At 66.8% G+C, this 24,328-nt stretch carries 26 protein-coding genes; 18 read left to right on the forward strand and 8 right to left on the reverse strand.

Annotated elements, in window-relative coordinates:
- Positions 1-61: 61 nt before the first annotated feature.
- Both gor and rpiA read right to left on the reverse strand, forming a co-directional pair.
- Positions 62-1,420: a glutathione-disulfide reductase gene (gene gor, locus PSA7680_RS02510; RefSeq protein WP_085867076.1), complete on the reverse strand. Its 1,359-nt coding sequence runs from the start codon at positions 1,418-1,420 to the stop codon at positions 62-64.
- Between the two features lie 24 nt (positions 1,421-1,444).
- Positions 1,445-2,194, reverse strand: a complete 750-nt coding sequence (gene rpiA / locus PSA7680_RS02515) for a ribose-5-phosphate isomerase RpiA (protein ID WP_085867077.1) — start codon at positions 2,192-2,194, stop codon at positions 1,445-1,447.
- Positions 2,195-2,406: 212 nt separating this feature from the next.
- Between rpiA and PSA7680_RS02520 the strand changes: the two genes are divergently transcribed.
- The 3 genes from PSA7680_RS02520 to PSA7680_RS02530 all read left to right on the forward strand — a co-directional run bounded on the left by PSA7680_RS02520 (position 2,407) and on the right by PSA7680_RS02530 (position 5,492).
- Positions 2,407-3,780, forward strand: a complete 1,374-nt coding sequence (locus PSA7680_RS02520; RefSeq protein ID WP_085867078.1) for an L-serine ammonia-lyase — start codon at positions 2,407-2,409, stop codon at positions 3,778-3,780.
- Positions 3,781-3,865: 85 nt separating this feature from the next.
- Positions 3,866-4,498, forward strand: coding sequence for an FkbM family methyltransferase (locus PSA7680_RS02525; protein WP_085867079.1), 633 nt, complete (start codon positions 3,866-3,868; stop codon positions 4,496-4,498).
- Between the two features lie 52 nt (positions 4,499-4,550).
- On the forward strand, positions 4,551-5,492 hold the full coding sequence (locus PSA7680_RS02530; protein ID WP_085867080.1) for a DMT family transporter: 942 nt from the start codon (positions 4,551-4,553) through the stop codon (positions 5,490-5,492).
- Here PSA7680_RS02530 and PSA7680_RS02535 read toward each other — a convergent pair.
- The gene (locus PSA7680_RS02535; protein WP_306372446.1) at positions 5,395-5,985 is read right to left on the reverse strand and encodes a thiamine diphosphokinase; all 591 of its coding nucleotides are present in this window, start codon (positions 5,983-5,985) and stop codon (positions 5,395-5,397) included. The two genes, PSA7680_RS02530 and PSA7680_RS02535, sit on opposite strands and share 98 nt — an antisense overlap.
- 312 nt (positions 5,986-6,297) lie before the next feature.
- Here PSA7680_RS02535 and PSA7680_RS18675 point away from each other — a divergent pair, with 312 nt between their 5' ends.
- Positions 6,298-8,826, forward strand: a complete 2,529-nt coding sequence (locus PSA7680_RS18675; RefSeq protein WP_176244065.1) for a hypothetical protein — start codon at positions 6,298-6,300, stop codon at positions 8,824-8,826.
- Positions 8,827-8,989: 163 nt separating this feature from the next.
- Here PSA7680_RS18675 and PSA7680_RS02545 read toward each other — a convergent pair whose 3' ends face one another.
- A complete protein-coding gene (locus PSA7680_RS02545; RefSeq protein WP_085867081.1) occupies positions 8,990-9,211 on the reverse strand; it encodes a DUF2842 domain-containing protein in 222 nt (73 codons plus the stop codon).
- A gap of 13 nt (positions 9,212-9,224) precedes the next feature.
- Positions 9,225-10,520 (reverse strand): adenylosuccinate synthase, encoded by a 1,296-nt coding sequence (locus PSA7680_RS02550; protein WP_085867082.1) that lies wholly within the window; start codon positions 10,518-10,520, stop codon positions 9,225-9,227.
- Positions 10,521-10,720: 200 nt separating this feature from the next.
- On the opposite strand from PSA7680_RS02550, the gene PSA7680_RS02555 reads away from it, so the two are divergent.
- The 6 genes from PSA7680_RS02555 (at position 10,721) to PSA7680_RS02580 (ending at position 15,222) form a co-directional block, all read left to right on the forward strand.
- Positions 10,721-11,251 (forward strand): toxin-activating lysine-acyltransferase, encoded by a 531-nt coding sequence (locus PSA7680_RS02555; RefSeq protein WP_245824417.1) that lies wholly within the window; start codon positions 10,721-10,723, stop codon positions 11,249-11,251.
- A complete protein-coding gene (locus tag PSA7680_RS02560; RefSeq protein WP_085867083.1) occupies positions 11,251-12,231 on the forward strand; it encodes a Hint domain-containing protein in 981 nt (326 codons plus the stop codon). The genes PSA7680_RS02555 and PSA7680_RS02560 overlap by 1 nt, the downstream gene beginning before the upstream one ends.
- A gap of 135 nt (positions 12,232-12,366) precedes the next feature.
- Positions 12,367-12,726, forward strand: a complete 360-nt coding sequence (gene secG / locus PSA7680_RS02565; RefSeq protein ID WP_085867084.1) for a preprotein translocase subunit SecG — start codon at positions 12,367-12,369, stop codon at positions 12,724-12,726.
- A gap of 170 nt (positions 12,727-12,896) precedes the next feature.
- The gene (gene pyrG, locus PSA7680_RS02570) at positions 12,897-14,540 is read left to right on the forward strand and encodes a CTP synthase (protein WP_085867085.1); all 1,644 of its coding nucleotides are present in this window, start codon (positions 12,897-12,899) and stop codon (positions 14,538-14,540) included.
- A gap of 58 nt (positions 14,541-14,598) precedes the next feature.
- Positions 14,599-14,895: a hypothetical protein gene (locus tag PSA7680_RS02575; RefSeq protein WP_085867086.1), complete on the forward strand. Its 297-nt coding sequence runs from the start codon at positions 14,599-14,601 to the stop codon at positions 14,893-14,895.
- A gap of 33 nt (positions 14,896-14,928) precedes the next feature.
- Positions 14,929-15,222: a DUF1330 domain-containing protein gene (locus PSA7680_RS02580; protein WP_085867087.1), complete on the forward strand. Its 294-nt coding sequence runs from the start codon at positions 14,929-14,931 to the stop codon at positions 15,220-15,222.
- 120 nt (positions 15,223-15,342) lie between these two features.
- Here PSA7680_RS02580 and PSA7680_RS02585 read toward each other — a convergent pair whose 3' ends face one another.
- On the reverse strand, positions 15,343-16,308 hold the full coding sequence (locus PSA7680_RS02585) for a MipA/OmpV family protein (RefSeq protein ID WP_085867088.1): 966 nt from the start codon (positions 16,306-16,308) through the stop codon (positions 15,343-15,345).
- Between the two features lie 170 nt (positions 16,309-16,478).
- Between PSA7680_RS02585 and PSA7680_RS02590 the strand changes: the two genes are divergently transcribed.
- The 7 genes from PSA7680_RS02590 (at position 16,479) to PSA7680_RS02620 (ending at position 21,619) form a co-directional block, all read left to right on the forward strand.
- Positions 16,479-16,901 (forward strand): tellurite resistance TerB family protein, encoded by a 423-nt coding sequence (locus PSA7680_RS02590; protein WP_085867089.1) that lies wholly within the window; start codon positions 16,479-16,481, stop codon positions 16,899-16,901.
- 91 nt (positions 16,902-16,992) lie between these two features.
- Positions 16,993-17,436, forward strand: coding sequence for a tellurite resistance TerB family protein (locus PSA7680_RS02595; RefSeq protein WP_085867090.1), 444 nt, complete (start codon positions 16,993-16,995; stop codon positions 17,434-17,436).
- Positions 17,433-18,173, forward strand: coding sequence for a phosphate/phosphite/phosphonate ABC transporter substrate-binding protein (locus PSA7680_RS02600; protein ID WP_085867091.1), 741 nt, complete (start codon positions 17,433-17,435; stop codon positions 18,171-18,173). The genes PSA7680_RS02595 and PSA7680_RS02600 overlap by 4 nt, the downstream gene beginning before the upstream one ends.
- Positions 18,174-18,289: 116 nt before the next feature.
- Positions 18,290-19,072 carry an ABC transporter ATP-binding protein gene (locus PSA7680_RS02605; RefSeq protein ID WP_085867092.1) on the forward strand — a complete coding sequence of 261 codons (783 nt, stop codon included), beginning with the start codon at positions 18,290-18,292 and terminating at the stop codon, positions 19,070-19,072.
- Positions 19,073-19,091: 19 nt separating this feature from the next.
- Positions 19,092-19,802: a transporter substrate-binding domain-containing protein gene (locus PSA7680_RS02610; protein ID WP_085867093.1), complete on the forward strand. Its 711-nt coding sequence runs from the start codon at positions 19,092-19,094 to the stop codon at positions 19,800-19,802.
- A gap of 129 nt (positions 19,803-19,931) precedes the next feature.
- A complete protein-coding gene (locus tag PSA7680_RS02615; RefSeq protein ID WP_085867094.1) occupies positions 19,932-20,816 on the forward strand; it encodes an ABC transporter permease in 885 nt (294 codons plus the stop codon).
- Positions 20,813-21,619 (forward strand): ABC transporter permease, encoded by an 807-nt coding sequence (locus PSA7680_RS02620; RefSeq protein WP_085867095.1) that lies wholly within the window; start codon positions 20,813-20,815, stop codon positions 21,617-21,619. The genes PSA7680_RS02615 and PSA7680_RS02620 overlap by 4 nt, the downstream gene beginning before the upstream one ends.
- A gap of 60 nt (positions 21,620-21,679) precedes the next feature.
- Here PSA7680_RS02620 and PSA7680_RS02625 read toward each other — a convergent pair whose 3' ends face one another.
- On the reverse strand, positions 21,680-21,913 hold the full coding sequence (locus PSA7680_RS02625; protein WP_139838528.1) for a hypothetical protein: 234 nt from the start codon (positions 21,911-21,913) through the stop codon (positions 21,680-21,682).
- Between the two features lie 153 nt (positions 21,914-22,066).
- Between PSA7680_RS02625 and PSA7680_RS02630 the strand changes: the two genes are divergently transcribed.
- Complete coding sequence (locus PSA7680_RS02630; protein WP_085867097.1) at positions 22,067-23,467, forward strand: glutamine synthetase family protein; 1,401 nt, start codon at positions 22,067-22,069, stop codon at positions 23,465-23,467.
- Here PSA7680_RS02630 and PSA7680_RS02635 read toward each other — a convergent pair.
- Positions 23,464-24,249, reverse strand: a complete 786-nt coding sequence (locus tag PSA7680_RS02635) for an alpha/beta fold hydrolase (RefSeq protein ID WP_176244066.1) — start codon at positions 24,247-24,249, stop codon at positions 23,464-23,466. The genes PSA7680_RS02630 and PSA7680_RS02635 overlap by 4 nt on opposite strands.
- Between the last annotated feature and the right edge of the window lie 79 nt (positions 24,250-24,328).

The raw sequence follows: 24,328 nt of genomic DNA on the forward strand, positions 1-24,328 counted from the left end.
CTATCTAACGTTCAGTTCAAGCACATGGGATGTGCAATAGGTGTATCCCGCCGCGCCGGTTTCAAGCCGTGCGCGTCGGGGTCTTCATGGTGACGAGCTCTTCGCTCATCGTCGGATGCACCGCTACGGTGCGGTCGAAATCCTCTTTGGTGGCGCCCATCTTGATGGCGATCGCCGCAAGCTGGATCATCTCGCCCGCGTGGTCGGCGACGATGTGACACCCGAGAACCTTGCGCGTGGCCTTGCTGACGATGAGCTTCATCATCACGCGGTCATCGCGCCCGGCAAACAGCGTCTGCATCGCCCGGAAGGACGCCGAGTAGACCTCGATCGGCTCCTGCTCGGCGGCCTCTTCCTCGGTCAGGCCCACGGTGCCCAGTTCGGGCTGGGTGAACACGGCCGAGGCCACCAGTTCGTGATCCGGCTTCGTGGGGTTGCCCTTGAAGACGGTCTCCACGAAGGCCGCGCCCTCGCGGATCGCCACCGGCGTGAGGTTGATGCGGTCGGTCACGTCGCCCACGGCGTAGATCGAGGGCACGGAGGTCTGGGAGTAGTCGTCCACGAGGATCTCGCCCTTGCGGCCCAGCTTCACGCCCGCCTCTTCCAGCCCCAGCCCTGCCGTGTTGGGCACGCGGCCGGTGGCATACATCACCTGTTCATAGACGCGCTCGGTGCCGTTGGTGCATTTCACCCGGAGCCCGCCCTCGACCTTCCTGATCTCCAGCACGTCGGTGCCGACGTGCAGATCCACGCCGCGTTCCTTCATCTGTTCGGCCACGTGGCCGCGCGCCTCGTCGTCGAAGCCACGCAGGATCTGGGCGCCGCGGTAGAACTGCGTCACCTCCACGCCCATGCCGTTCAGGATGCAGGCGAATTCGCAGGCGATGAAGCCGCCCCCGACGATCAGGATGGATTTGGGCAGCCTGTCCCAAAGGAACACCTCGTTGGAGGAGATCGTGTGCTCGATGCCCTCCATCTCGGGCTTGAAGGGATGCCCGCCGGTGGCCACGAGGATGTGCTTGGCGGTGAAGGTCTCACCGGTTGAAAGCGCCACGGTGTGGGCGTCCTTCAGGGTGGCGCGGGCATCGAAGACCTCGACGCCGGCATTGGCCAGCACGTTGCGGTAGATGCCTTCGAGACGGTCCAGCTCGGCGCGCAGCTTCGGGTGGAAGGTATTCCAGTCGAAGGCGCCGTCCCGCACGTCCCAGCCGTAGGCGCGGGCGTCTTCGAACTGCTCCTTGTAGCCGGAGGCGAAGACCATCAGCTTCTTGGGCACGCAGCCGCGGATCACGCAGGTGCCGCCCATGCGGTATTCTTCCGCCAGCGCTACCTTGGCGCCCGCCTCCGAAGCCGCCAGCCGCGCGGCGCGCACGCCACCGGAGCCACCGCCGATGACAAACAGATCATAGTCGAAAGCCATAGATATTCCTTAGGGTCAGACCTGTCACAGGTCAGAGAACATGTTCTTTTCGTCGACGAAATCGAGGTGATCTTCCTCGACCGTCCCTGCATTTATGTCCCGCACCTCGACTTTGCCATCCCCGTAGCCGATCACGACCGCGTCACAGATGTCGATGAAGAGGCCGTTTTCCACCACGCCGGGGATCTGGTTCAGCACCAGCGAAAGCTGCCGGGGGTTGCCGATGCGCTTGAGGTGCAGATCGACGATGTAGTTGCCCTCGTCGGTGACGTAGGGCGTATCGCCGTTGAGCCGCACCAGCGTTTCCTCCACCAGCGCCTTGGTCGTCTGCCAGCCGAAAGGCACCACCTCCACCGGCAGCGGGAAGGCGCCCAGCGTCTCCACCTGCTTGGAGATGTCGGCGATCACGACCATCTGGTCGGAGGCCGTGGCGACGATCTTTTCCTGCAGGAGCGCGCCGCCCCCGCCCTTGATGAGGTTCAGGTTGGCGTCGTATTCGTCGGCTCCGTCGATCGTCACGTCGAGCCACTTGGCCTCGTCCAGGGACACCACCTTGATCCCAACCTCGCGGGCCAGATCGGCGGTGCGGCTCGATGTCGGCACGCCGATGATGCGCAGGCCGTCGTCGCGCACCAACTCGCCGAGGCAGCGCACGAGCCAGGCGGCCGTGGAGCCCGTCCCGAGGCCCACGCGCATCCCGTCCTCGACGAAATCGGTGGCGCGCTTGGCGGCAACGAACTTGGCCTTGTCGATCGGCGAAAGCTCTGCGGGCATGGGGCTCTCCTGAACTTGCTGCATACGTTATAGGAAAGGAATGGCCGGGCCGCGAGAGGCAAATGCATACCGCACGGGCGGTTTTTGCCGCGCGCCCGCCGCCCTCCGCGCCGGGGCGGCTGTCGCGGCGAAGGGATCGGGTGTCGTTTTCCCCCTCGCCTTTCGCCGCGCTTCTGGCATGTATGGGCGCGCGCAAGCAGGAAAGGCCCAAGATGTTTCTCTCCGTCTTCGAGATGTTCAAGGTCGGCGTCGGCCCGTCGTCTTCCCACACGATGGGGCCAATGGTGGCGGCGGGGCGCTTTCTTGAAGCGTTGCGGGCCTCGCCCTTCCACGCCCACGGGCTGCGCGCCTCGCTGCATGGATCGCTGGCCTTCACCGGCGTCGGCCACGCGACGGATCGCGCCACCATCCTGGGCCTCGCAGGCTTCCAGCCCGACACCTACGATGCCGAGGCCGCGGAGGCCGCGCTCGCCCGGATCCGCACCGAAAAACGCCTGCACCCCGAGGGGCTGGCGCCGCTGGCCTTCGATCCCGAAGCCGATCTGATCTTCGATTACGGCCCGCCGCTGCCCGGCCACGCCAACGGCATGATCCTGATGGCGACCGACGCCCAGGGCGACGTGATCCTGCAGGAAACCTACTACTCCATCGGCGGCGGCTTCGTGATGACGGCCGACGAACTGGCCCGGGGCAAGCACACCGACGAGGGCGCTCCCGTGCCCTACCCGTTCAAGACGGCGGCCGAAATGCTCGCCATGGCGGCGGCCAGCGGCAAGAGCATCGCCGAGATGAAACGCGCCAACGAGCTTTCGCGCTGCCCTGCCGCCGATCTCGACACCGGGCTCGCGCGCATCTGGGAGGTGATGAACGCCTGCATCGACCGCGGGCTGGCCGCCGAGGGCACCCTGCCCGGCGGGCTGAACGTGAAGCGCCGGGCGCGGCAGGTCCACGAGGCGCTGTTGGCGGAGCGCGGCATGAACCTCTCCGCGCCGCATACGATCAACGACTGGATGAGCGCCTACGCCATGGCGGTGAACGAAGAGAATGCCGCCGGTGGACAGGTCGTCACCGCGCCGACGAACGGCGCCGCCGGAGTGCTGCCGGCCACCATCCGCTACTGGCTCGATCACGTGCCCGGCGCCACCGCCTCCCGCATCCCCGATTTCCTGCTCACCGCCGCCGCCATCGGCGGGCTGGTGAAACACAACGCCTCGATCTCCGGCGCCGAATGCGGCTGCCAGGCCGAGGTCGGCTCCGCCTCTGCCATGGCCGCGGCGGGCTTGTGCGCCGTGCTCGGCGGCACCCCGAAGCAGGTGGAGAACGCCGCCGAGATCGCGCTGGAGCATCACCTCGGCATGACCTGCGATCCGGTGAAGGGCCTCGTGCAGGTGCCCTGCATCGAGCGCAACGGGCTGGGCTGCATCAAGGCCGTCTCGGCCGCCTCGCTGGCCCTGCGCGGCACCGGCGATCATTTCGTGCCACTGGACAGCGCCATCGAAACCATGCGGCAGACGGGCGCGGACATGCACGAGAAATACAAGGAAACCTCGCTCGGCGGCCTCGCCGTGAACGTGCCGAACTGCTGAAGACGCGCAAGCCGCTCAAAAAGGCTTGCGCGCCCGGCGACTTATCTGGTCTTCAGGGGGCAGAAGTTGATTGCAGGAAAAAGACATGCCGAAACGCCGCTCGATTTACAGCTATCTGGATGATTTCGGCATTTCAGGATTCACCACCATACTCGAGATCGGTGCCAATGACGGCTCGGACTCCAGCAAGCTTGCCGCCAATGCTCCGAACGGCCACTTGCATGCCTTCGAGCCGGACGAACGCGCGATCGCGAACTTTCTGAAGACCGACATGCCCGGGAACGTGACTCTGCATCGCCATGCGATCGGAGCGGAGAACGGCGAGGTGACCTTCTATCCGAGCCTGTCGCGCCGCGACAGGGACTGGGACAAATCAGGCTCGATCCGCCGTCCGAAGAAAGTCCTCGAAAAGTATCCCGAGCTGAGTTTCGGAGAAGGCACCACCGTGCCCATTCGCCGCCTGGACGACTGGGCCCGAGAGAACGGCATCGAAGCTGTCGATCTGATCTGGGCGGATGTTCAGGGCGCCGAGGAGGACGTCATTCAGGGTGGTCGGGAAACCCTTTCGCGGACAAGATACTTCTATACCGAGTTCTCCAACAGGGAGATGTATGAAGGCCAGGTCCGCCTGGAGGCGTTGCTGGCCATGCTGCCGGAATTTGAATTGATCGAGCGCTACAACAGTGACGTTCTGCTGCGACACACGAAGCTGACGTGAACCAGAAACCGGCCAACCGGAGGCGCGACTTGAGCACGGGGGAAGGCCACGAATGACCCGCGACAGGCCCGTTCTCGGCATCGTGCTCATGCTCGGCTTCTGCGTCCTGGCCCCGCTCGGCGACGCCGTGGCCAAGCTGCTGGGCAGCCGCATGGGGGTGGGCGAGTTGGTGTTCCTGCGCTTCCTGTTCCAGCTGGTGATCCTCGCGCCCTTCGCGCTCACCGGCGCGCGGGCGATCCTGCGGGATAGTTTCGTGCTGGGCATGACGGCCCTGCGCACGCTGCTGCACATCCTCGGGATCGGCTGCATGTTCCTCGCCCTGCGCTACCTGCCGCTGGCCGAGGCCGTGGCCATCGCCTTCGTCATGCCCTTCATCATGCTGCTGCTGGGGCGTTACGTGCTGGGCGAGGAAGTGGGGCCGCGGCGCATCGCGGCCTGCGCGATGGGCTTCGTCGGAACGCTCCTCGTGGTGCAGCCCAGCTTCGCCGCCGTCGGCCCGGCCGCGCTGCTGCCGCTGGCGGTGGCCGTCGTCTTCGCGCTGTTCATGCTCGTCACCCGGACGATCGCCAAGAAGGTGGACCCGATCGCGCTTCAGGCGGTGAGCGGCGCGATGGCCTGCCTCGTGCTGGTGCCGCTCCTGCTGCTGACCGAGGGGCTGCCCCCCGTTCCCGGCGATCCGGCCACCCTCGGCCTGATCCTCGCCCTCGGCACGCTCGGAACCGTGGCACACCTGCTGATGACGTGGTCTCTGCGCTTCGCCCCCTCCGCCACGCTTGCACCGATGCAATACCTCGAAATCCCCTTCGCCACGCTGATCGGCTGGATGATCTTCCGCGATCTGCCCAACGGGCTGGCCGCGCTGGGGATCGGGGTGACGATGGCCGCCGGGCTCTACATCATCCACCGTGAGCGGCGCGCAGGCCGCGGGCAGCCTCCGGCAGGCAGCGCCGCGGCAGGATCACCAGCATCTCCCCGCGCGCGATCCGAAGGCTGACGGGCCCAAGCGCGCAATTCGACGTGCCGATCCGCACTCCGGGGGCGAAGTCGATCCCGTCTATGGGCCACTTCAGCCCCGACGACGCGCCCCGCGCCGGCCCCATGGGAAACAGCGACACCCGCGTGCCGGCGGCGAGATCGAGTTCCAGCGCGGGCGGCACGCGGAAGATCACGTCCCGCGCCCCCACCAGGATCGCGGGCTGAGCGGGGAAGGCCGCAAGGGCGTGCAGCGCCGCCAGCTCGTGATCCAGCCGCCCGCCGGTGAAGCCGAGGCACAGGATCAAGGGCGCGCGCAGCCGCTGAAGGCATTTCTCGAAATCGGTGCTGTCCTGCTCGGCCACGGGCATGAGCGCGACGCCGGCGGCCTCCAGATCCCGGCGCAGCGGCGCATCGAGGGAGTCCATGTCGCCGATCACCGCCTGCGGCCAATGCCCGGCCGCACGGGCCGAAGCCGCGCCCCCGCCATCTGCGGCAAAGAGATTCGGGGCCATCTCCAAAAGCGCGCAAACCGCCGCATTGTCCACGGGCGCGCCTCCGAGCAGCGTTATTGGCTCCGATCTGGAAACAATCCCGGTCAATTCGGGCATTTCTTCGCCGTTCTTGGGTTTCGACACATTCTGGCCCATAAATAACACCGGAAATATCCCAGTTCCGATCCTTTCTGCGACGCATGGGGTGGTAAACACACTGTTGCTGAATAAGAGAAAGCGAGCAATCCGATGGTCGGTGCGAGTAAAATTCTGACAGTATCTTATGGAACCTTCAGCTGTACGCTGGAAGGCTTCGATGATTCTTTTAATACGATGAAGGCGATTGCGGAGTACTTCCGCGATCTGGCAGCAGAGGACCGCTATTTCGGAGCGGAACCCCCCGCACCCGACGCCGAGATGCTGGCGCGAATTGCTGAAAAGGAAGTCAGCCGGCGCGTCGAGGCCCGCATTCAGGACAACAACGTGGTCTTGCGTCAGCAGGAGGCCCCCGCCCTGGAGACCCAGCGCGCCGCCCCCTCGCCGATCCCGCCGCAGCCGGTCTCCCGCCCCGCGGCCGCCCCGGCCGCGCAGGCTCCGGCGGCAAAGCCCGCGCCGAAGGCCGCCGCGCCCCGGAAGCCGGCGTTCCAGCCCTCGCCCGCCGCCCCGGCCGCCGACGCCGACAGCATTGCCGCCAAGCTGCAACGCATCCGCGCCGTCGTCGCCCAGAACAAGGCCGGCACCTCCGACCGCCTCTTCGACGAGGACGAGCAGGTCGGCGAGATCGCCGAAGAGATCACCGCCACGCCCGAGACGGCCCCCGAACCGGCGCCTGAACCGGCCCCGGCGCCGCAGCTGGACGATCCGGAGCTGATCGCCGCGGCCGCCGAAGAGCCGGCCGAGGATTTCGAAGAGGAAGATTCCCTTGCCGCGCTCGAAGCCTTCGAGCAGGCCGCCGAGGAAGCTGCGCCCGACGCCACCGAAGCGGCGGCAGACAGCAAGGAGGCCGAGGAGGCCGAAGGGGAAGCCGGCATCGCAGATTTCGAAGCGGAAGGCTCTTTCGCGGAAGAAGCTTTCGAAGAAGAAACCTTCGAGGAGGAGGCCGCGGATTTCGCTCCCGAGGCGACCGACGCCCTGCTGAAAGCCGTTGCCGCCCGCAGCACGCCGGAAACCGCCCCCGAATTGGCGCCGGAACCCGCGGCTGAAGCCGAGGCCCCGGCCGACGACATCGTGGACGACATCGCCGAGGATATCGCCGAGGACATCGAAGCGGAACTTCTTCCGGACGTGGAAGCCGAAGCCGAAGCCGAAGCCGAAGCCGAAGCCGAAGCCGAAGCCGAAGCCGAAGCCGAAGCCGAAGCCGAAGCCGAAGCCGAAGCCGAAGCCGAAGCCGAAGCCGAAGCCGAAGCCGAAGCCGAAGAAAGCCTGGTAGAGGCCGAGGCCGAAGTCGAGGTGGAATCCGCCGAAGACACCACGGAAGACGATGCCGAGGACGCCATTGAAATCGCGGAAGGCCTCGAAGAAGCGCCCGTGATGACCGAAGAGGTGTTCGAGGCGGAAGAGGACGAAGGCGCCGAGGCAGCAGAGCTTGCTTCACAGGAAGAAGCTTACGAGGAAGACAGCGACGACGAAGATGTGCTCGCCCGTCTGACCGCCTCGCTCCAGGCGGCCCCCGAAGTTGCCGAACAGACCGAAGCCGACGATGCGGAAGAGATGGCGGACGCCGCTCCGCTGGTGCTGACCCCGGCCGACAGCGTGGCCGAAGCCGCCGAGGAAGCTTCCCAGGAAGAAACTCCCCCGCAAGAAGAAGAGCGCAAGGTCTCCGCCACCGCCGCGGCGGCCGCCGCCCGCGCCCGTGCCCGCGTCATCCGGATGAAGAAATCCGACGTGGAGGATGCGATCGCCGACGGCACGCTCCAGCCGGTCGAGCTGGTGGAGGAACCCGAGGAAGAGATCGCGGAAGCCACCGCCGAGGCCGATCCTCTGGAGGGCAACAGCTCGCTCTCCGAGGAGGAAGAAGCCGATCTGCGCGCCGAGCTTGCCGCCGTGGAAGCCGAGGAGCGCGGGGACGAGCCCGTCACCCCGGTGCGCCCCGTGCGCGTCACCCCGCGCCGCGTGACCACCAGCGCCGAGGACGACGAGGAAGCCGTGGCCCGCCTGCTGGAGCAGACCAACAGCAAGCTGGAAGAGAGCGAAGGCGCCCGCCGCCGCTCGGGCTTCGCCCACCTCAAGGCCGCCGTGGCCGCCACCGTCGCCGAACGCAGGTTCCTGGGCGGCAAGAAGAAGAAGGAAGACGAAACCGAAGCCTACCGCGAGGATCTGGCCAAGGCCGTCAAACCCGGCAAACCCAGCCCTGCCCCGGCGCCGCGCCCCAACCGCAAGGACGGCACGATGGCACCGCTGATGCTGGTGAGCGAGCAGCGCGTGGACGTGGCCCCCCGCCCCGGCGATCTGGCCGCCTCGGCCGGCCGCGGGAGCGAGCAGACCGCCGGCAACCTGGCGCTTCAGAAATCGCCGCGCCGCGAGGTCTCGGTCTACGAGCTGGAGAAGGTCGATCACGTCCTGTCCGACGACACGAGCTTCGAGGAGTTCGCCGCCCGTCTCGGCGTGACCGAACTGCCTGACCTGCTGGAAGCCGCGGCCGCCTACGTGGCCTTCGTGGAAGGCCGGCCGCAGTTCTCCCGTCCGCACGTGATGGGGGTCATGGCCAAGGCCGCCAACGCGCAGGACATCTCCCGCGAGGACGGGCTGCGCTCCTTCGGCCAGCTGCTGCGCGAAGGGCGCCTTCAGAAGGTGCAGCGCGGCCAGTTCACGATCTCGAAGACGACCCGTTTCAAACCCAAGGCCCGTTATGGCAACGAGTGACCATCCGGCACTGTCCTGAAGACCACCCCGGATACGTATAACGGTAAAAAAGCGGGACGGCCCTGGACCAGCCGTCCCGCTTTTCTTTTGGCACCTGCAAAATGAAAAGAGGCCGAAGCACTGCCCCGGCCCCCGGTGTATTTCAGGTCAACAGGCGGCGGGCTCAGCCCTGATCGCCCGGATCTTCCTTGCCAACGCCCTTGAACACCGCCTTCAGCGGCAGCGCCCAGACGACGCCCAGCGCCACGTAGACGAGGAACTCGACCCAGATCGACGGGCGCTCGAGCCAGTTCACCACCGTCACGCAGACGACGATATAGGCCGGCAGGCCGATCAGCAGGATCAGCAGCGACAGGCGTTTTCTTGTCTTGTACGGCAGGGCCATGGGCGGGCTCGGATCAATCGGCGAAAGGATCGGTGACGAGGATGGTGTCGTCACGCTCGGGCGAGGTGGACAGTAGCGCGACCGGGCAGCCGATCAACTCTTCCACGCGGCGCACGTATTTGATCGCGTTGGCGGGCAGATCAGCCCAGGAGCGCGCGCCCTCGGTGCTTTCCTGCCAGCCCGGCACTTCCTCGTAGATCGGGGTGCAGCGGGCCTGTTCCTCGGCCGCCGTGGGCAGGTAGTCCAGCCGCTTGCCGTCCAGCTCGTAGGCCACGCAGATCTTGAGCGTGTCGAAGCCGTCGAGCACGTCGAGCTTGGTGAGCGAGATGCCGTTGATGCCGGAGGTGGCGACGGTCTGGCGCACGAGGCAGGCATCGAACCAGCCGCAGCGGCGCTTGCGGCCCGTAGTGGTGCCGAACTCGTGGCCGCGCTCACCGAGGCGCTGGCCGTCGGCGTCCTCCAGCTCCGTCGGGAAAGGCCCCTCGCCCACGCGGGTGGTGTAGGCCTTCACGATGCCGAGCACGAAATCGATGGCGTTGGGGCCGATGCCCACGCCGGTGGCGGCCTGCCCTGCGATCACGTTGGAGGAAGTGACGAAGGGATAGGTGCCGAAATCGATGTCCAGCAGCGCGCCCTGGGCGCCTTCGAACAGGATGCGTTTGCCCGCCTTGCGCTTCTCGTTGAGCACCTTCCAGACCGGCGCGGCGAAGGGCAGGATCTTGGGCGCGATCTCCTTGAGCTGGGCGATCAGCGCGTCGCGGTCGATCGGCGCGACGCCAAGGCCCTTGCGCAGCGGATCGTGGTGCTGGAGCGCGCGATCCACGCGGGCCTCCAGGGTGGCGTCATCGGCCAGATCAGCAACCCGGACGGCGCGGCGGCCGACCTTGTCTTCGTAGGCGGGGCCGATGCCGCGGCCCGTGGTGCCGATCTTGGTGCCCTTGGAGGCGGCTTCCTCGCGGGCGCGGTCCAACTCGCCGTGCAGCGGCAGGATCAGCGGGGTGTTCTCGGCGATCATCAGCGTTTCGGGCGTGATTTCGACGCCCTGCGCGCGCACAGTCTCGATTTCCTTCACGAGGTGCCAGGGATCGAGCACCACGCCGTTGCCGATGACCGAAAGCTTGCCGCCCCGCACGACGCCGGAGGGCAGCGCGTGCAGCTTGTAGACCTTGCCGTCCACCACCAGCGTGTGGCCGGCGTTGTGGCCGCCCTGAAACCGCGCGATCACGTCGGCCCGCTCACTGAGCCAGTCGACGATCTTGCCTTTACCTTCGTCACCCCATTGGGCGCCCACGACAACCACGTTGGCCATGATCACTTCCTATCCTTGGCACGGGAAAAACCGGCCCCCGTATAGCCGCCAGATCGGCGCGGCGAAACCGGAATCTGTGCGACTGCGGCGAAGCTGCCCCCGGCCCGGCGGCGGCACATCGCCCCGCCGGCTTGGTTTCGCCCCCAAAAGCGCCACATTCCAAGGATAATCACGGTGCAAACGAACGATTGACCACGCGGATGACGATGCCCGAGCCTGAGAAAAGACCTGCACCGGAGGGTTGGTTCGACCTTTCGCCCGAGGCCTACGCGGACCTCGGGGCGATGGTCTATCTCTCCGCGTTGACGGCCACGCACCGCAACCGCTCCCTGCTGCAGGCAGTCAACGCCTTCGAAACGCCGCTGCGCCTGAAGCAATACAAGATCTTCCGCCAGAACGGTTTTCCGCGCGCCTTCGTCACCTACGCCGGGCTGTCGCCCGAGGTGGAGCGGCGCTTCGCGATCGATCACGCGCCGATCCTCGGCGAGGATTACGCCTCGGGTCCGTCGTTCTGGATCGTGGATCTCGTCTCCCCCTTCGGACAGATCCGCCAGATCGCCGAGATCATGCGCCGGACGATCCCCTTCGACCGGATGCGCGCCAACCGACTCGACAGCGACATGAGCCGCCCTCGGATCGTGGAATGGACGCGGGATAAGGCGGGCGCGGTGCACATGCGGCTCTACCGCAAGGCGGAGTTCGCCGCGCTGCTCGATGGCGGGGCGGGCTGATGGTCAACTTCCCCTTCCCCACCGTGCCGCCGCCCGCCGACGCCCTCCGCCCCGAGATCGGCGGAGATACCGAAGGCACGATCGGCGGCCCGATCGGCAACACCACCGACACCGGCGCGCTGACCGTCGATCCGGGCCTCCCGAATCCGGGCTGGACCGTGACGGACATCGACTGGTCGATCAGCACCGAGGCCGGCAACGGCGTGGCCAGCGTGGATCCGTTCACCGGGGTCTGGACCTACACCGTGGATCAGGCCTTCTTCGACTCGCTGGATTTCGGAGAAGTGGTGACGGACAGCTTCACCGTGCTCGTGGGCGTGGCGGCGCTCACGCCCGGCGGCAACGAGCAGAGCGGCTTCGACACGCAGGTCATCACCATCAACATCGAGGGCGTCTGTTTCGCCGCCGGGACGCGCATCCAGACGCCGGACGGCGACGTGCCCGTCGAACAGCTGCACCCCGGCGATCGCGTCTGCACGCGGGACGGCGGCGTGCACCGCATCCGCTGGATCGAAGGGCGGACGGTTTCGGGAAAGGAGTTGCGGCAGAGGCCGGTCCTGCGCCCCGTCCGGATCGCTCCGGGTGCCCTCGGCGGCGGGCTACCGCGTCGGGCGCTGCGGGTTTCGCCCGAACATCGCGTTCTCGTGGCCGGCCCGGCCTGCGCCCTGCTCTTCGGGGAAGCGGAGGTGCTGGTGGCCGCGAAGGATCTGCTCGGCTGGCCCGGCGTGGAGGTGGACGAAAGCCTTGCGCCGGTAGGGTATTTCCACATCCTGCTCGACAGCCACGAGATCCTGCTGGCCGAGGGCGCGGGCGCCGAAAGCCTCTACCTCGGCGAGGAGGCGCTGCACCGGCTTTCGCAGGGCGCCCTTGCCGAACTCGCTGCAATCTTCCCCGATGCCCCGGCGGGCGTGAGCCCCTTCGGGCACGCGGCGCGGCGGATGCTGCGGGGATACGAGGCCGCGCTGCTTCCGGCCCCCTGAGCCGATCCGCCCGCCCGCTTGCGACATCCTGCCAGCGCCACCCGGCCGCCGGCTCCGAAAAGCGGCCGGAAAGGGGTTGCGACCCGGTGGCGGACGGCATAGATAGCCACATCGAATGAAATCGCGGTGCCATCCATGGAAAATGTCGTCCTTGTCATCCACCTGATCCTCGCCCTGTGCCTCATCGGCGCAGTGCTGCTTCAGCGCTCCGAAGGCGGTGGGCTGGGCATGGGCGGCGGTGGCGGCGGCGTTATGTCCGGCCGCGCGGCGGCGACGGCCATGGGCAAGGTGACCTGGGCTCTGGCCATCGCCTTCATCGGCACCTCGATCGCACTCACCATCATCGCAGCCCGGAACTCGGCCGACAGCTCGGTTCTGGACCGGATCGGCACCACCCCGCCGGCCGCGGAAGAGAGCGCTCCGGCCCTGCCGCCGGCAAGCGATCTGCTGCCGCCGACCGCGGAGGAGGCTCCGGCCACGCCGCGCGCCGACTGACGGAGCGCAACCACTACATCTGAGGAAGGGGGCACCCGCCCCCAACAGCATCTTGCGGTAATGTTGCCAAAACGGGCCGAATCCGTTATGGCTTAAATCCCGTGATGCTGCGGCTTTTCGTTGAGCCGGTTCACTTGAAAGAGATCTAGATCACGGGGGTTTGCCAGCACATGGCACGCTATATCTTCATCACGGGCGGTGTTGTTTCTTCGCTGGGCAAAGGCCTGGCATCCGCAGCCCTTGGCGCGCTCCTGCAGGCGCGCGGCTACACGGTCCGCCTGCGCAAGCTGGATCCCTACCTCAACGTCGATCCGGGCACCATGAGCCCGTTCGAGCACGGTGAGGTCTTCGTCACCGACGACGGCGCGGAGACAGATCTCGACCTCGGCCACTACGAGCGCTTCACCGGCGTCTCGGCCCGCAAGACGGATTCCGTCTCTTCCGGGCGGATCTATTCCAACGTGCTGGAGAAGGAGCGCCGCGGCGACTACCTCGGCAAGACGATCCAGGTGATCCCCCACGTCACCAACGAGATCAAGGATTTCATCGAGATCGGCGACGACGAGGTCGATTTCATGCTTTGCGAGATCGGCGGCACCGTGGGCGACATCGAGGGCCTGCCCTTCTTCGAGGCCATCCGCCAGTTCAGCCAGGACAAGCCGCGCGGCCAGTGCATCTTCATGCATCTCACGCTGCTGCCCTACATCGCCGCCTCCGGCGAGCTGAAGACCAAGCCGACCCAGCACTCCGTGAAGGAGCTGCGCTCCATCGGCATCGCACCGGACGTGCTCGTCTGCCGCTCCGAAGGCCCGATCCCTCAGAAGGAGCGCGAGAAGCTCGCTCTGTTCTGCAACGTGCGCCCCGACGCCGTGATCGCCGCGCAGGATCTCAAATCCATCTACGAAGCCCCGCTGGCCTACCACCGCGAGGGGCTCGACCAGGCGGTTCTGGATGCCTTCGGCATCGCCCCCGCCCCCAAACCCGACCTCAGCCGCTGGGAAGATGTCTATGACCGCATCTTCCACCCCGAAGGCGAGGTGAAGGTTGCCATCGTGGGCAAATACACCCAGCTGGAAGACGCCTACAAATCCATCGCCGAAGCGCTCACCCACGGCGGCATGGCCAACCGGGTGAAGGTGAAGGTGGAATGGGTCGATGCGGAGATCTTCGACAAGGAGGACGCCGCGCCCCACCTCGAAGGTTTCCACGCCATCCTCGTGCCCGGCGGCTTCGGCGAGCGCGGCACCGAAGGCAAGATCAAGGCCGCCCAGTTCGCCCGCGAGCGCAAGATCCCCTATCTCGGCATCTGCCTCGGCATGCAGATGGCGGTGATCGAGGCCGCCCGCAACGTGGCGCAGCTGCCGGACGCGGGCTCCGAGGAATTCGATCACGAAGCCGGCGAGAAGCGCTTCACCCCGGTCGTCTACCACCTGAAGGAATGGGTGCAGGGCAACTACACCGTTCAGCGCAAGGTCACGGATGACAAGGGCGGCACCATGCGCCTGGGCGCCTATACGGCCAACCTCAAGGAAGGCTCCAAGGTGGCCGGCGTCTATGGCACCACCACCATCGAGGAGCGCCACCGCCACCGTTACGAGGTGGACATCAAGTATCGCGATCAGCTTGAAGCCTGCGGGCTGTCCTTCTCGGGCATGTCGCCGGACGGCAAGCTGCCCGAGATCGTGGAGTGGAAGGATCACCCGTGGTTCATCGGCGTGCAGTTCCACCCCGAGCTGAAGAGCAAGCCCTTCGAGCCGCACCCGCTGTTCGCCGATTTCGTGCGCGCGGCCAAGGATACCTCGCGGCTGGTTTGACAATCCGCGAAAAAGCGTGAAACTCCGGGGCATCTCATTGATACCCCGGAGTTTTTTAATGCACTCATTTCCACGCCGCGCCGCCGTTGCGGCCCTCGCCCTCTGCGGCCTGCCCCTGATCCCCCTGATGCCCCTGCCCGCACTTGCCGCCGGCGACAGATCCGCCGAGCTGCTGGAGCTGATCCGCGCCAACGGCTGCGAAATGACCACCGCCGAGGCCGACGCGATCCTGCCGGAACACGGGTTCACCATGGACCAAACGCGCGGCATCGTGCGGCAATGGGTGCAGGACGGCCTCGTGGACATGCGCGGCTTCGCCGGGATCAAGCTTTCGCAGAAGGGGTGCGAAGGCTAGAACGCCCGCGCAGGACAGGAAGGAAACACCACCATGCCCAAGGGTTACTGGATCGCCCAGATGGATGTCACCGATGCAGAGGGCTACGAAGCCTACCGCCGCGCCAATGCGCTGGCCTTCTCCAAATACGGCGGCAGGTTCCTTGTCCGCGGCGGCGCCTCCACGCCCGCCGAGGGCACGCCCCGCAGCCGCACCGTCGTGATCGAGTTCGGCTCCTACGAGACGGCGCTCGCCTGCTATCACAGCCCGGAATACGCCGAGGCGAAAGCACTGCGCGAGGGGCGCTCGGTGGGGGAGTTGGTGATCGTGGAGGGCTACGAGGGCTGACCGGAGCCACGGCGCTCAGCGGCAAGGGCCGGCGAGCCGGCCAACACATCACCCGACATGAAACGGGCGGCCCGAGGCCGCCCTTTCCTTGCCGTGCCGGCGGAACCGAAGGCCCGGCGCTCAGAAGTCGAGGCTCACGCGCCGGGTCAGGCCGACTTCGAGCTTGAGGTAATCATCGGTGCCCTGAAGCACGATCGGGGAATCCGCCGCGTCGCCGACGAACTTCGAGTAGGAGAGAATGCCCTCCACCCCCCAGCGTTCGTTGAAGGCGTAGCGGGCCGAAAGCTCCACCCCGGCCTCCACCGCACCGCCGTCCGGATCGTAGGCCGGCAGCCCGCTCGCGCCGGATTCCGCGGCCGACACGCCGAAATAGGTGTCGGTGTAGCGATCGCTGCCGAGCGTCACGCGCGGGCCGGCGGTGATCGTCCAACCCTCGGCGGGGCGCAGGATCACGTCAGCCCCGAGTTCGCCCACGAAGGAATTGTGCCCGATGGCGCCGTAACGCAGATCGCCGAACAGGCGGTAGTTGCGCTGCTCGTAGCCGACGCCGAGGCCGAACTCCCAGGCCCAGTCGATGTCGTCCAGGCCCGCGAGTTCCGGGTGATCGGAGGCCGAACGCCCGGGGATGTAGCGCACCGCGCCGCGCAGGCCGAGGCCCTCGCGGAAGCCCACGGCCCGGCCGGAGCCGTATTCGAAGCCGTTGGGAAAGCGCAGGAAATCGAAACGGAAGCCCACGTCGGGGCCCCACTCGATCTCGTCGGAGCCGAAATAGGGCGATTGCGCCTGCGCACCGAGGCGCAGGGTGAACACGAGATCGGGGTTGTTGGCATCCAGCAGGCCGCCTTCGTCGAACAGCCCCGGATCCGCCTGCGCCACCTCTGGCGCCGCGCCGGCCGCCGTGGCCGCCGAGAGGCCGGCCGGATCCGCAACACCGGCGGCGCCGCCGAAGCTGAGGCCGGAGCCCTCCTGTGCCGAAAGGCCGGCGGCGGAGCCGATGGCGGCGGCAAGGATCACGCTGCCGAGCATCCTGCGCTTGGCGGCCTTCGGGGTTTGAGGCGAGGGTTGAGGCGCGTTCGTAGCGGCCATGTTACTGTCTCCAACTTGAGCGGTGGCGCGCTTGAGGGCGCCGATTCCCGCCTTTCCAACCTAGAGGCGACCTGGGGGGTTTCAAAGGAAATCATGCCTCGGGCCCGGCCAACGCGCCCTCAAATGCACGTGACCGTTGCCCGCCGGACGCGATTGCATATGATCGCCCCATGATCGAAGCGCTTCTTACCCGCCTGCGTGCCCCCGAGGCCGAAACCGCCCTGCCCGATCCGGATGCGCGCATCGCCCTTGGTGCGCTGCTGGTGCGGCTGGCCAAATCCGACAAGCATTACGCCTACGAGGAGATCAGCCAGATCGACCGCATCCTCGCCCGCCGCTACGGGCTGGACCCCGTCGCCGCCGCCAAGCTGCGCCACACCGCCGAACTGCTGGCGGAGAAGGCCCCCGACACCGAAGCCTTCGCGCAGGCCGTCAAGGCCGCGATCCCCTACGAGGAGCGCTCCGGCATCGTCGCCGCGCTCTGGGACGTGGTGATGGCCGACGGCGTGGAGCGCCCCGAGGAGGACGACATTCTCGACCGCGCCGCGGCGATCCTCGGCGTGGACACGGCGGATCTGAAGCCCCGCGCCTGATCCCGCGCCGCATACCCTTGCAATAGCCGGGCAGGCGCCGGTTGCGCCATTGCCTCTTGGCGCGCTCCTGGTCACGGTTTACCTATGATCCATGTTCGGAAATCTCATCAGCCGCCTGACGGCCCCGCAGACCCCGCAGCTTTCGGATGAAGACGCCCGCCTGTCGCTGGCCGCGCTTCTCGTGCGCATCGCCCGCTCGGACGGCGACTACGCCGAGGCCGAGATGGCGCAAATCGACAAGGTTCTGGCCCGGCGCTACGGGCTTTCGCCCTTCGAGGCCACGAGCCTGCGCGCCCGGGGCGAGGACCTGGAACGCCAGGCCCCCGACACCGTGCGCTTCACCCGCGTCATCAAGGAGGCCGTGCCCTACGAGGAGCGCATCGCGGTGATCGAGGCGCTCTGGGCGGTGGCGCTGGCCGACGGCGAGCGCGACAGCGAAGAGGATTCGATCCTGCGCATGGCGGCCAATTTCCTCGGGGTGAACGACCGCGACAGCGCGCTTGCCCGCCAGCGGGTCGATAGCTCCGGCGCATGATCGCCGCGCTGCCCATGTACGACCGGCCCGAGGTGGCCGAACTGAACGATCGTTTCTGGCGCGCGATCCGCGCCGCGCTCGGCCACGGCCCCGAGGCGCTGACGCGCGGCGTGCCCCTGATGGCCCTCTGGGAGGATCCCACGCTGCTGCTCGCCCAGACCTGCGGCCTGCCCTACCGCGCCCGGCTTGCCCGGCGCGTCAGCCTCGTGGGCACGCCGGACTACGGGCTTGAGGGCTGCCCGCCGGGGCACTACCGAAGCCACCTGCTGGTGCGCGCCGATGATCCCCGCGCGCATTTGCGCGCTTTCGCACAGGCCCGGCTGGCCGTGAACGAGCCGCTCTCGCAATCGGGCTGGGCCGCACCGGAGGCCCATTTCCGGCGGGCCGGCGTGGCGATCGGCGGGGTGATCCTGACGGGCTCGCACAGCGCCAGCGCCCGCACCGTGGCGCAGGGGCATGCCGACGTCGCCGCGGTGGATGCCGTCACCTGGCGGCTGATCGAGGCCTTCGACCCTTTCGCCGCCGGGCTGCGCATCCTGGAGAGCACCGCCCCGAGCCCGGGGCTGCCCTTCATCACCGCGAGTCCCGGCGCGGCCGATTCCCTTTTCAGCGCCATTTCCACCGTTCTGGAAGCCGCCGATCCCGCCCTGCGGGCGCCGATGCTGCCGCTTTCGCTGCAGCGGATCCCGCACGAAGCCTACACGGTGCAGCCGATCCCGCCCGCGCCGCCGGCGTAACGGCGGTCTTGACGCCCCGTTCGGTGTGTAGCAAGGGGTTTCGTGCCATTTGCACGTTGCATTTGGTCAGATTTTCCGCCCTACTGCGGCACTAACCAGAACAAAATGCTGCTTTCGTGACCCACTCAGAACCACCCGTCATCGAAATCCGGGACCTGCACAAGGCCTATGGTGAACTCGAAGTCCTGAAGGGCGTGGACATCACGGCCCGCAAGGGCGACGTCGTTTCGCTCATCGGCTCCTCCGGCTCCGGCAAATCCACGCTGCTGCGCTGCTCCAACCTGCTGGAGGACAGCCAGCAGGGCGACATCCTGTTCGAAGGCGAGGCCATCCAATGGCGCGGCAGCGGGCTGCACCGGCATCCGGCCGACAAGAAGCAGGTCATCCGCGTGCGCACCAACCTGTCGATGGTGTTCCAGCAGTTCAACCTCTGGGCCCACATGACGATCCTGCAGAACGTCATGGAAGCGCCCGTCACCGTGCTGGGCCGCGACAAGGGCGAGGTCGAGGCCTCCGCCCGCAAGTATCTTGAGAAGGTCGGCATCGGCGACAAATGCGATGTCTACCCCGCACAGCTTTCCGGCGGCCAGCAGCAACGCGCCGCCATCGCGCGCGCGCTTTGCATGGAGCCCCGCGCGCTGCTGTTCGACGAACCCACCTCCGCGCTCGATCCAGAGCTGGAACAGGAGGTGGTGAAGGTGATCAAGGATCTGGCCCGCGAGGGGCGCACCATGATCATCGTCACGCACGACATGCGCCTTGCCGCAGATGTGTCCGACCACGTGGTCTTTCTGCACAAGGGCAAAATCGAAGAGGAAGGCCCGCCCGCCGAACTCTTCGGCAATCCGAAGACCGAGCGACTGCAGCAATTCCTGAGCGCAACAACCTCGGCACTGTAACCAACCTGGAGTGTAACCAATGAAAAAACTGATCCTGGCAACATCGGCGCTCGCGCTGACCGCCGGCTTCGCGGCGGCCGACGTCGTGCGGATGGGCACCGAGGGCGCCTATGCGCCCTGGAACTTCGTCAACGACAAGGGCGAGATCGACGGCTTCGAGCGCGAGCTGGGCGACGAGCTGTGCAAGCGCGCCGAGCTGGAATGCGAGTGGGTGAAGAACGACTGGGATTCCATCATCCCCAACCTCGTGTCGGGCAACTACGACACCATCATCGCAGGCATGTCGATCACCGACGAGCGCGATGAGGTCATCGACTTCACCCAGCCCTACACGCCGCCGGATCCCTCCGCCTACGTGGCCATGGACCCTGACGTGGATCTGGAGAATGCCGTGATCGCCGCCCAGGCCGCCACCATCCAGGCCGCCTTCATCGCCGAGCAGGGCTGGACCCTCGTGGAATTCGCCACCCCGGAAGAAACCGTGGCCGCCGTGCGCAACGGCGAAGCCGATGCGGTTCTGGCCGACAAGAGCTACCTCGACACCGTCGTGGGCACCGACGGCCTGGTGATGCTGGAGCGCACCGAAGCCATCGGCGGCGGCGTGGGCATGGGCCTGCGCGAATCCGACGGCGAGCTGCGCGCCAAGTTCGATGCGGCCATCCAGTCCATGAAGGACGACGGCTCCCTCAACGAGCTGATCGCCAAGTGGGAAGTCTCTTCCCAGTGGTAAGCTGATCCCGCAAGGGGTTGCCCCGGCCCGCGGCTCACCCGCGGGCCGGGATTTCACTTTTCCGCCTCCCCCCAGTCGATGGGGCCACAGGCACATTCCCGAGATCACGCGCGCAACGAACGGCCCGGCATGTTTTCCTACTGCACCGATCCATCCACGCTCGAAGGGCTGACATGGCTCAGCTGCTACCTGACGACAGGCAAGCACCTGAGTTTCTACGCCTCCTTCGTGACGGTGCTCGTGCTGCTGGCCATCACCGCCCCCACGGCGCTGCTGTTCGGCTTCGGCGGCGCCACGGCGGCGCGCTCGCGCATCGCCCCCCTGCGCTGGTTCGGCAAGGGCTACACCGCCATCGTGCGCGGCGTGCCCGACATCGCCTTCTTCCTCTTCTTCGTCATCGCGCTGGACCAGGCGTTCGAATACCTGCGCCACAAGGTGAAATGCCCGGACTGGGAGGAGCCGATCCGCCAGGGCAACGATTTCATCGTCTGCCAGGCCGCGAAGCTGCCGCTCTCCACCGCGCCGCAGTGGGTGCACGAGACCTACGGCTTCCTCCTCGCGGTGCTGACCTTCGCCATCGTCTTCGGTGCCTTCGCCGCCAACGTGCTCTACGGCGCGATGAACGCCGTCCCCCATGCCCAGATGGAAACCGCCGAAGCCTACGGCATGAGCCACCGGCAGGCCTTCTGGCGCATCATGGTGCCGCAGATGTGGGTCTATGCCCTGCCCGGCCTCTCCAACCTCTGGATGGTGCTCATCAAGGCCACGCCGCTGCTGTTCCTGCTGGGCGTCGAGGACATCGTCTACTGGGCGCGCGAACTGGGCGGCACGGTGAACCCGCGCTTCACCGACTACCCGCACGGGGACTGGCGGCTCTACTATTTCACTTTCCTGCTGATCTTCTACCTCGGCTTCACGCGGGTGTCGGAGATCGTCCTTGAACGTCTGATGAAGAAACTGACACACGGCCAGGCCACCACCGGCGGCGAAGCCCAGCGGAAGGCCGCGGCATGAGTTGCATCGAAACCATCCAGGCCTACGCCCTGCGTTCCATCGGGCTTGGCGAACGGCTGCTTCCGCGCGGAGACTACACGCTCTGCGAACATTTCACCCTGATCGGCTCCGGCATGATCTGGAACGTCTACTTCGCGGTGATGGCGCTGCTGCTGGGCTTCTTCTTCGCCAACGTTCTGGCGCTCGGCAAGGCGGCGCAATCGGCCTGGCTGCGCAAGCCCAGCGAATGGTTCATCTTCTTGTTCCGCGGCTCGCCGCTGTTCATCCAGTTCTTCTTCGCCTACTTCCTCTTCCTGCGGCTCAAGAGCGTCAGCCCGATGTTCGACGGGCTCACCGCGGCGGGTCTCGGCGCGCTCATCGTGCTGTTCCTCAACACCGCCGCCTACTCGGCCGAGATCTTCTACGGCGCGCTGCGCTCGATCCCCAAGGGCGACGTGGAGGCCGCAGACGCCTATGGCATCACCGGCTTCCGCCGCTTCCGCCGGATCATCTGGCCGACGATGCTGCGGCTGGCTTGGCCCGCCTACACGAACGAGGCGATCTTCCTGTTCCACGCCACGACGCTGGTGTTCTTCTCGGCCTTCCCGGTGCACCAGCAGAAGGGGGATTCGCTCTACTACGCGAGCTATTTCGCCGACAAGACGTTCAACCCCTTCGTGCCCTACCCGATCCTGGCGATGTATTTCATCCTCTTCACGCTGGTGATCGTCTGGCTCTTCGGGATGGTCAACAAGCGGCTCAACCGGCACCTGCCACAGGCCCAGCGGCCGCGGGTGCGCTACCGCCCGAACCTGCTGCGCTGAGGCGCATACCGAGGCCGCCCGACGGGCGGTCTCTTCATGTCCGGGGCATGTCGGGCGATCTCAGCAGACTTCCGGGTCCGCGTCGCAGGCGGCCCGGTAGCAGTAGCCGTCGAAGTTCCAGTAGAGCGTTTCGCCCTTGCTGTTGAGGATCGGATAGGCGTTGCACTCGGGATAGGTGGGGTGCGGCTGCACCGGGCCGTTGGTGTTGGCCAGCGCCGCGGGGGCGGTGAAGCCGGCCAGGGCCAGCCCGAGGAAGATCCGGCGCACAGCCGGGCGAGCAATCGCTGAAAACATGTCTTTCTCCAAAATCGGCGGCACGTGCCGCCCTGCCTTTGACCCGAGGTTACGCCCCGGCCCGGCGATTGTCAGCACTGTTTGTCGGTTGTTGCGCCCCCGGCGGCTGGGATAGGCTCGCGCCCGAACGAGACAAACCCAAGAGGCGGCCACATGGCAAAGGCAAAGGCGAAACCCCACGCGAAACGGCGCACCACCGACTGGCTGGAGTCCGTCCCCGAGGCGGCGCGGTCCTACATCGAGGGCCACCGGTTGGACGAGGTGGAATGCATCATCGCCGATCTGCCCGGCATCGCCCGCGGCAAGGCCATGCCGGCCACGAAATTCGCCAGCCAGAAGCAGTTCTTCCTGCCCAACTCGATCTTCTTCCAGACGCTCACCGGCGGCTGGGCCGAGGCGGCGGACGAGAAGGAAGGCTTCATCGAGCCCGACATGATCCTCGTGCCCGATCTTTCCACCACGTCGGCCGCGCCCTGGACGGCGGACTGGACGCTGCAGGTGATCCACGATGCGCTGGATCAATCCGGCAAGCCCGTGCCCTTCGCCCCGCGCAACGTGCTCAAGCGCGTGGTGGAGCTTTACCGCGAGAAGGGCTGGGAGCCGGTGGTGGCGCCGGAGATGGAATTCTTCCTCGTCGCGCGCAACACCGATCCGGCCAAGCCGATCGAGCCGATGATGGGCCGCTCCGGGCGTCCCGCCGCCGCGCGGCAGGCCTATTCCATGAGCGCGGTGGATGAATACGGCCCCGTGATCGACGATATCTACGATTTCGCTGAAGCCCAGGGCCTTGAGATCGACGGCATCACCCAGGAAGGCGGCGCCGGTCAGGTGGAAATCAACCTGCGCCACGGCGATCCGGTGAAGCTGGCCGACGAGGTGTTCTACTTCAAGCGCCTGATCCGCGAGGCCGCGCTGCGCCACGATTGCTTCGCCACCTTCATGGCCAAGCCCATCGAGGGCGAGCCCGGCAGCGCCATGCACATCCACCACTCCATCGTGGACCGCGAAACCGGCCAGAACATCTTCTCAGGGCCGCAAGGCGGCGAGACGGATGCGTTTTACCACTTCATCGCCGGGATGCAGAACCATCTGCCCAGCGTCATCGCGCTGCTGGCGCCCTACGTGAACAGCTACCGCCGCTACGTGAAGGATCACGCCGCGCCGATCAACCTGAGCTGGGCGCGCGACAACCGCACCACCGGCATCCGCGTGCCGATCTCGGGCCCCGAGAGCCGCCGGGTGGAAAACCGGCTCGCCGGCATGGACTGCAACCCCTACCTGGGCATCGCCGCCTCGCTGGCCTGCGGCTACCTCGGCCTGCTGGAGGGCAAACGCCCCGACGCGCAATACAAGGGCGATGCCTACGACGACGAAGAGGACATCCCCCACGGCCTCTACGGCGCGCTTGATCTGTTCGACGCCGCCGAGGACATGCAGAAAGTGCTGGGCGAGGATTTCTGCCGCGTCTATTCGATCGTGAAGAAGGCCGAATACGAAGAGTTCCTGCAGGTGATCTCGCCCTGGGAGCGTGAACACCTGCTGACGAACGTCTAGGCCCCGGCCAGGCCGGTTTCGGCCCGCGCGATGTGGGCCGCGACCAGCGCGAAGACCTGATCGCGGTGGGTGAAGGGGCCCATGTGGCCCGCCCCGTCCAGCCCGTGCACCTGCGGCGCGTCGAACCGCGCCGCCAGCACGTCGATGATGCGGCGCGTCTGCACCCTGGTGTCGTGGCCCCAGATCAGCGTCACCGGAAGATCGGGCCGCAAATCGCCGGGCGTTTCCGGCTCGTCGATCAACGCATCGAAATCGGGCACCACTTTCGGAATCCACGCCTCCATAGCCGCCTGACGCTCCGGGCTCAGGGCGTCAAAGGCGCCGGGGCCGCTCCAGAACTCGGTGAACGCCGCCGCCGCCTTGCGCAGCCGCCCGGCCTCGATGTCGGCCAGCAGGCCACCGTTGAGCGCGGCGATCTCTTCGATCAGCGCTTCGCCTTCCGCGCCCAGATCGCGCAGCACGTGGAAGCAGGTGGGTTCGTAGAGGCAGAGCGAGGCCACCAGATCCGGATGGTGGCGCAGGATGTGCAGCGCCACACCACCGCCGTAGGAATGGGCCACAAGGTGCACCGGCGCGCCGAGGGCGCGGATCTCAGGCAGAAGCGGCGCGGCCTCATCGGCGAAGGAAAAGCGCCCGCCCTTCCACGGCCCCCGGCTGGGGCATCCGAAGAAATCGGGCGTGAAGACCGGCGCCGGGCCCGCGCTCATCGCCTTCAGCCTGTGCCACTCCTGCCCCGTTGCGCCTGAGCAATGAAACCCCACGATGGGCCGGCTGTGCTGCATCTGCCTCTCCTGCATTCTCTTCCGGCGGACGCTAATCCCGCGAAACGGCCAGCGCAATGCGATGCAACCTTAACGAAAG

Origin of the sequence: Pseudoruegeria aquimaris (genome assembly GCF_900172235.1) — a bacterium.
GTDB lineage: Bacteria > Pseudomonadota > Alphaproteobacteria > Rhodobacterales > Rhodobacteraceae > Pseudoruegeria > Pseudoruegeria aquimaris.

Bases quoted from the DNA above. Each gene is read 5' to 3' on its own strand.
- gor (WP_085867076.1), bottom strand. From the start codon at position 1,420: ATGGCTTTCGACTATGATCTGTTTGTCATCGGCGGTGGCTCCGGTGGC.
- rpiA (WP_085867077.1), bottom strand. From the start codon at position 2,194: ATGCCCGCAGAGCTTTCGCCGATCGACAAGGCCAAGTTCGTTGCCGCC.
- PSA7680_RS02520 (WP_085867078.1), top strand. From the start codon at position 2,407: ATGTTTCTCTCCGTCTTCGAGATGTTCAAGGTCGGCGTCGGCCCGTCG.
- PSA7680_RS02525 (WP_085867079.1), top strand. From the start codon at position 3,866: ATGCCGAAACGCCGCTCGATTTACAGCTATCTGGATGATTTCGGCATT.
- PSA7680_RS02530 (WP_085867080.1), top strand. From the start codon at position 4,551: ATGACCCGCGACAGGCCCGTTCTCGGCATCGTGCTCATGCTCGGCTTC.
- PSA7680_RS02535 (WP_306372446.1), bottom strand. From the start codon at position 5,985: ATGGCCCCGAATCTCTTTGCCGCAGATGGCGGGGGCGCGGCTTCGGCC.
- PSA7680_RS18675 (WP_176244065.1), top strand. From the start codon at position 6,298: ATGAAGGCGATTGCGGAGTACTTCCGCGATCTGGCAGCAGAGGACCGC.
- PSA7680_RS02545 (WP_085867081.1), bottom strand. From the start codon at position 9,211: ATGGCCCTGCCGTACAAGACAAGAAAACGCCTGTCGCTGCTGATCCTG.
- PSA7680_RS02550 (WP_085867082.1), bottom strand. From the start codon at position 10,520: ATGGCCAACGTGGTTGTCGTGGGCGCCCAATGGGGTGACGAAGGTAAA.
- PSA7680_RS02555 (WP_245824417.1), top strand. From the start codon at position 10,721: ATGACGATGCCCGAGCCTGAGAAAAGACCTGCACCGGAGGGTTGGTTC.
- PSA7680_RS02560 (WP_085867083.1), top strand. From the start codon at position 11,251: ATGGTCAACTTCCCCTTCCCCACCGTGCCGCCGCCCGCCGACGCCCTC.
- secG (WP_085867084.1), top strand. From the start codon at position 12,367: ATGGAAAATGTCGTCCTTGTCATCCACCTGATCCTCGCCCTGTGCCTC.
- pyrG (WP_085867085.1), top strand. From the start codon at position 12,897: ATGGCACGCTATATCTTCATCACGGGCGGTGTTGTTTCTTCGCTGGGC.
- PSA7680_RS02575 (WP_085867086.1), top strand. From the start codon at position 14,599: ATGCACTCATTTCCACGCCGCGCCGCCGTTGCGGCCCTCGCCCTCTGC.
- PSA7680_RS02580 (WP_085867087.1), top strand. From the start codon at position 14,929: ATGCCCAAGGGTTACTGGATCGCCCAGATGGATGTCACCGATGCAGAG.
- PSA7680_RS02585 (WP_085867088.1), bottom strand. From the start codon at position 16,308: ATGGCCGCTACGAACGCGCCTCAACCCTCGCCTCAAACCCCGAAGGCC.
- PSA7680_RS02590 (WP_085867089.1), top strand. From the start codon at position 16,479: ATGATCGAAGCGCTTCTTACCCGCCTGCGTGCCCCCGAGGCCGAAACC.
- PSA7680_RS02595 (WP_085867090.1), top strand. From the start codon at position 16,993: ATGTTCGGAAATCTCATCAGCCGCCTGACGGCCCCGCAGACCCCGCAG.
- PSA7680_RS02600 (WP_085867091.1), top strand. From the start codon at position 17,433: ATGATCGCCGCGCTGCCCATGTACGACCGGCCCGAGGTGGCCGAACTG.
- PSA7680_RS02610 (WP_085867093.1), top strand. From the start codon at position 19,092: ATGAAAAAACTGATCCTGGCAACATCGGCGCTCGCGCTGACCGCCGGC.
- PSA7680_RS02615 (WP_085867094.1), top strand. From the start codon at position 19,932: ATGTTTTCCTACTGCACCGATCCATCCACGCTCGAAGGGCTGACATGG.
- PSA7680_RS02620 (WP_085867095.1), top strand. From the start codon at position 20,813: ATGAGTTGCATCGAAACCATCCAGGCCTACGCCCTGCGTTCCATCGGG.
- PSA7680_RS02625 (WP_139838528.1), bottom strand. From the start codon at position 21,913: ATGTTTTCAGCGATTGCTCGCCCGGCTGTGCGCCGGATCTTCCTCGGG.
- PSA7680_RS02630 (WP_085867097.1), top strand. From the start codon at position 22,067: ATGGCAAAGGCAAAGGCGAAACCCCACGCGAAACGGCGCACCACCGAC.
- PSA7680_RS02635 (WP_176244066.1), bottom strand. From the start codon at position 24,249: ATGCAGCACAGCCGGCCCATCGTGGGGTTTCATTGCTCAGGCGCAACG.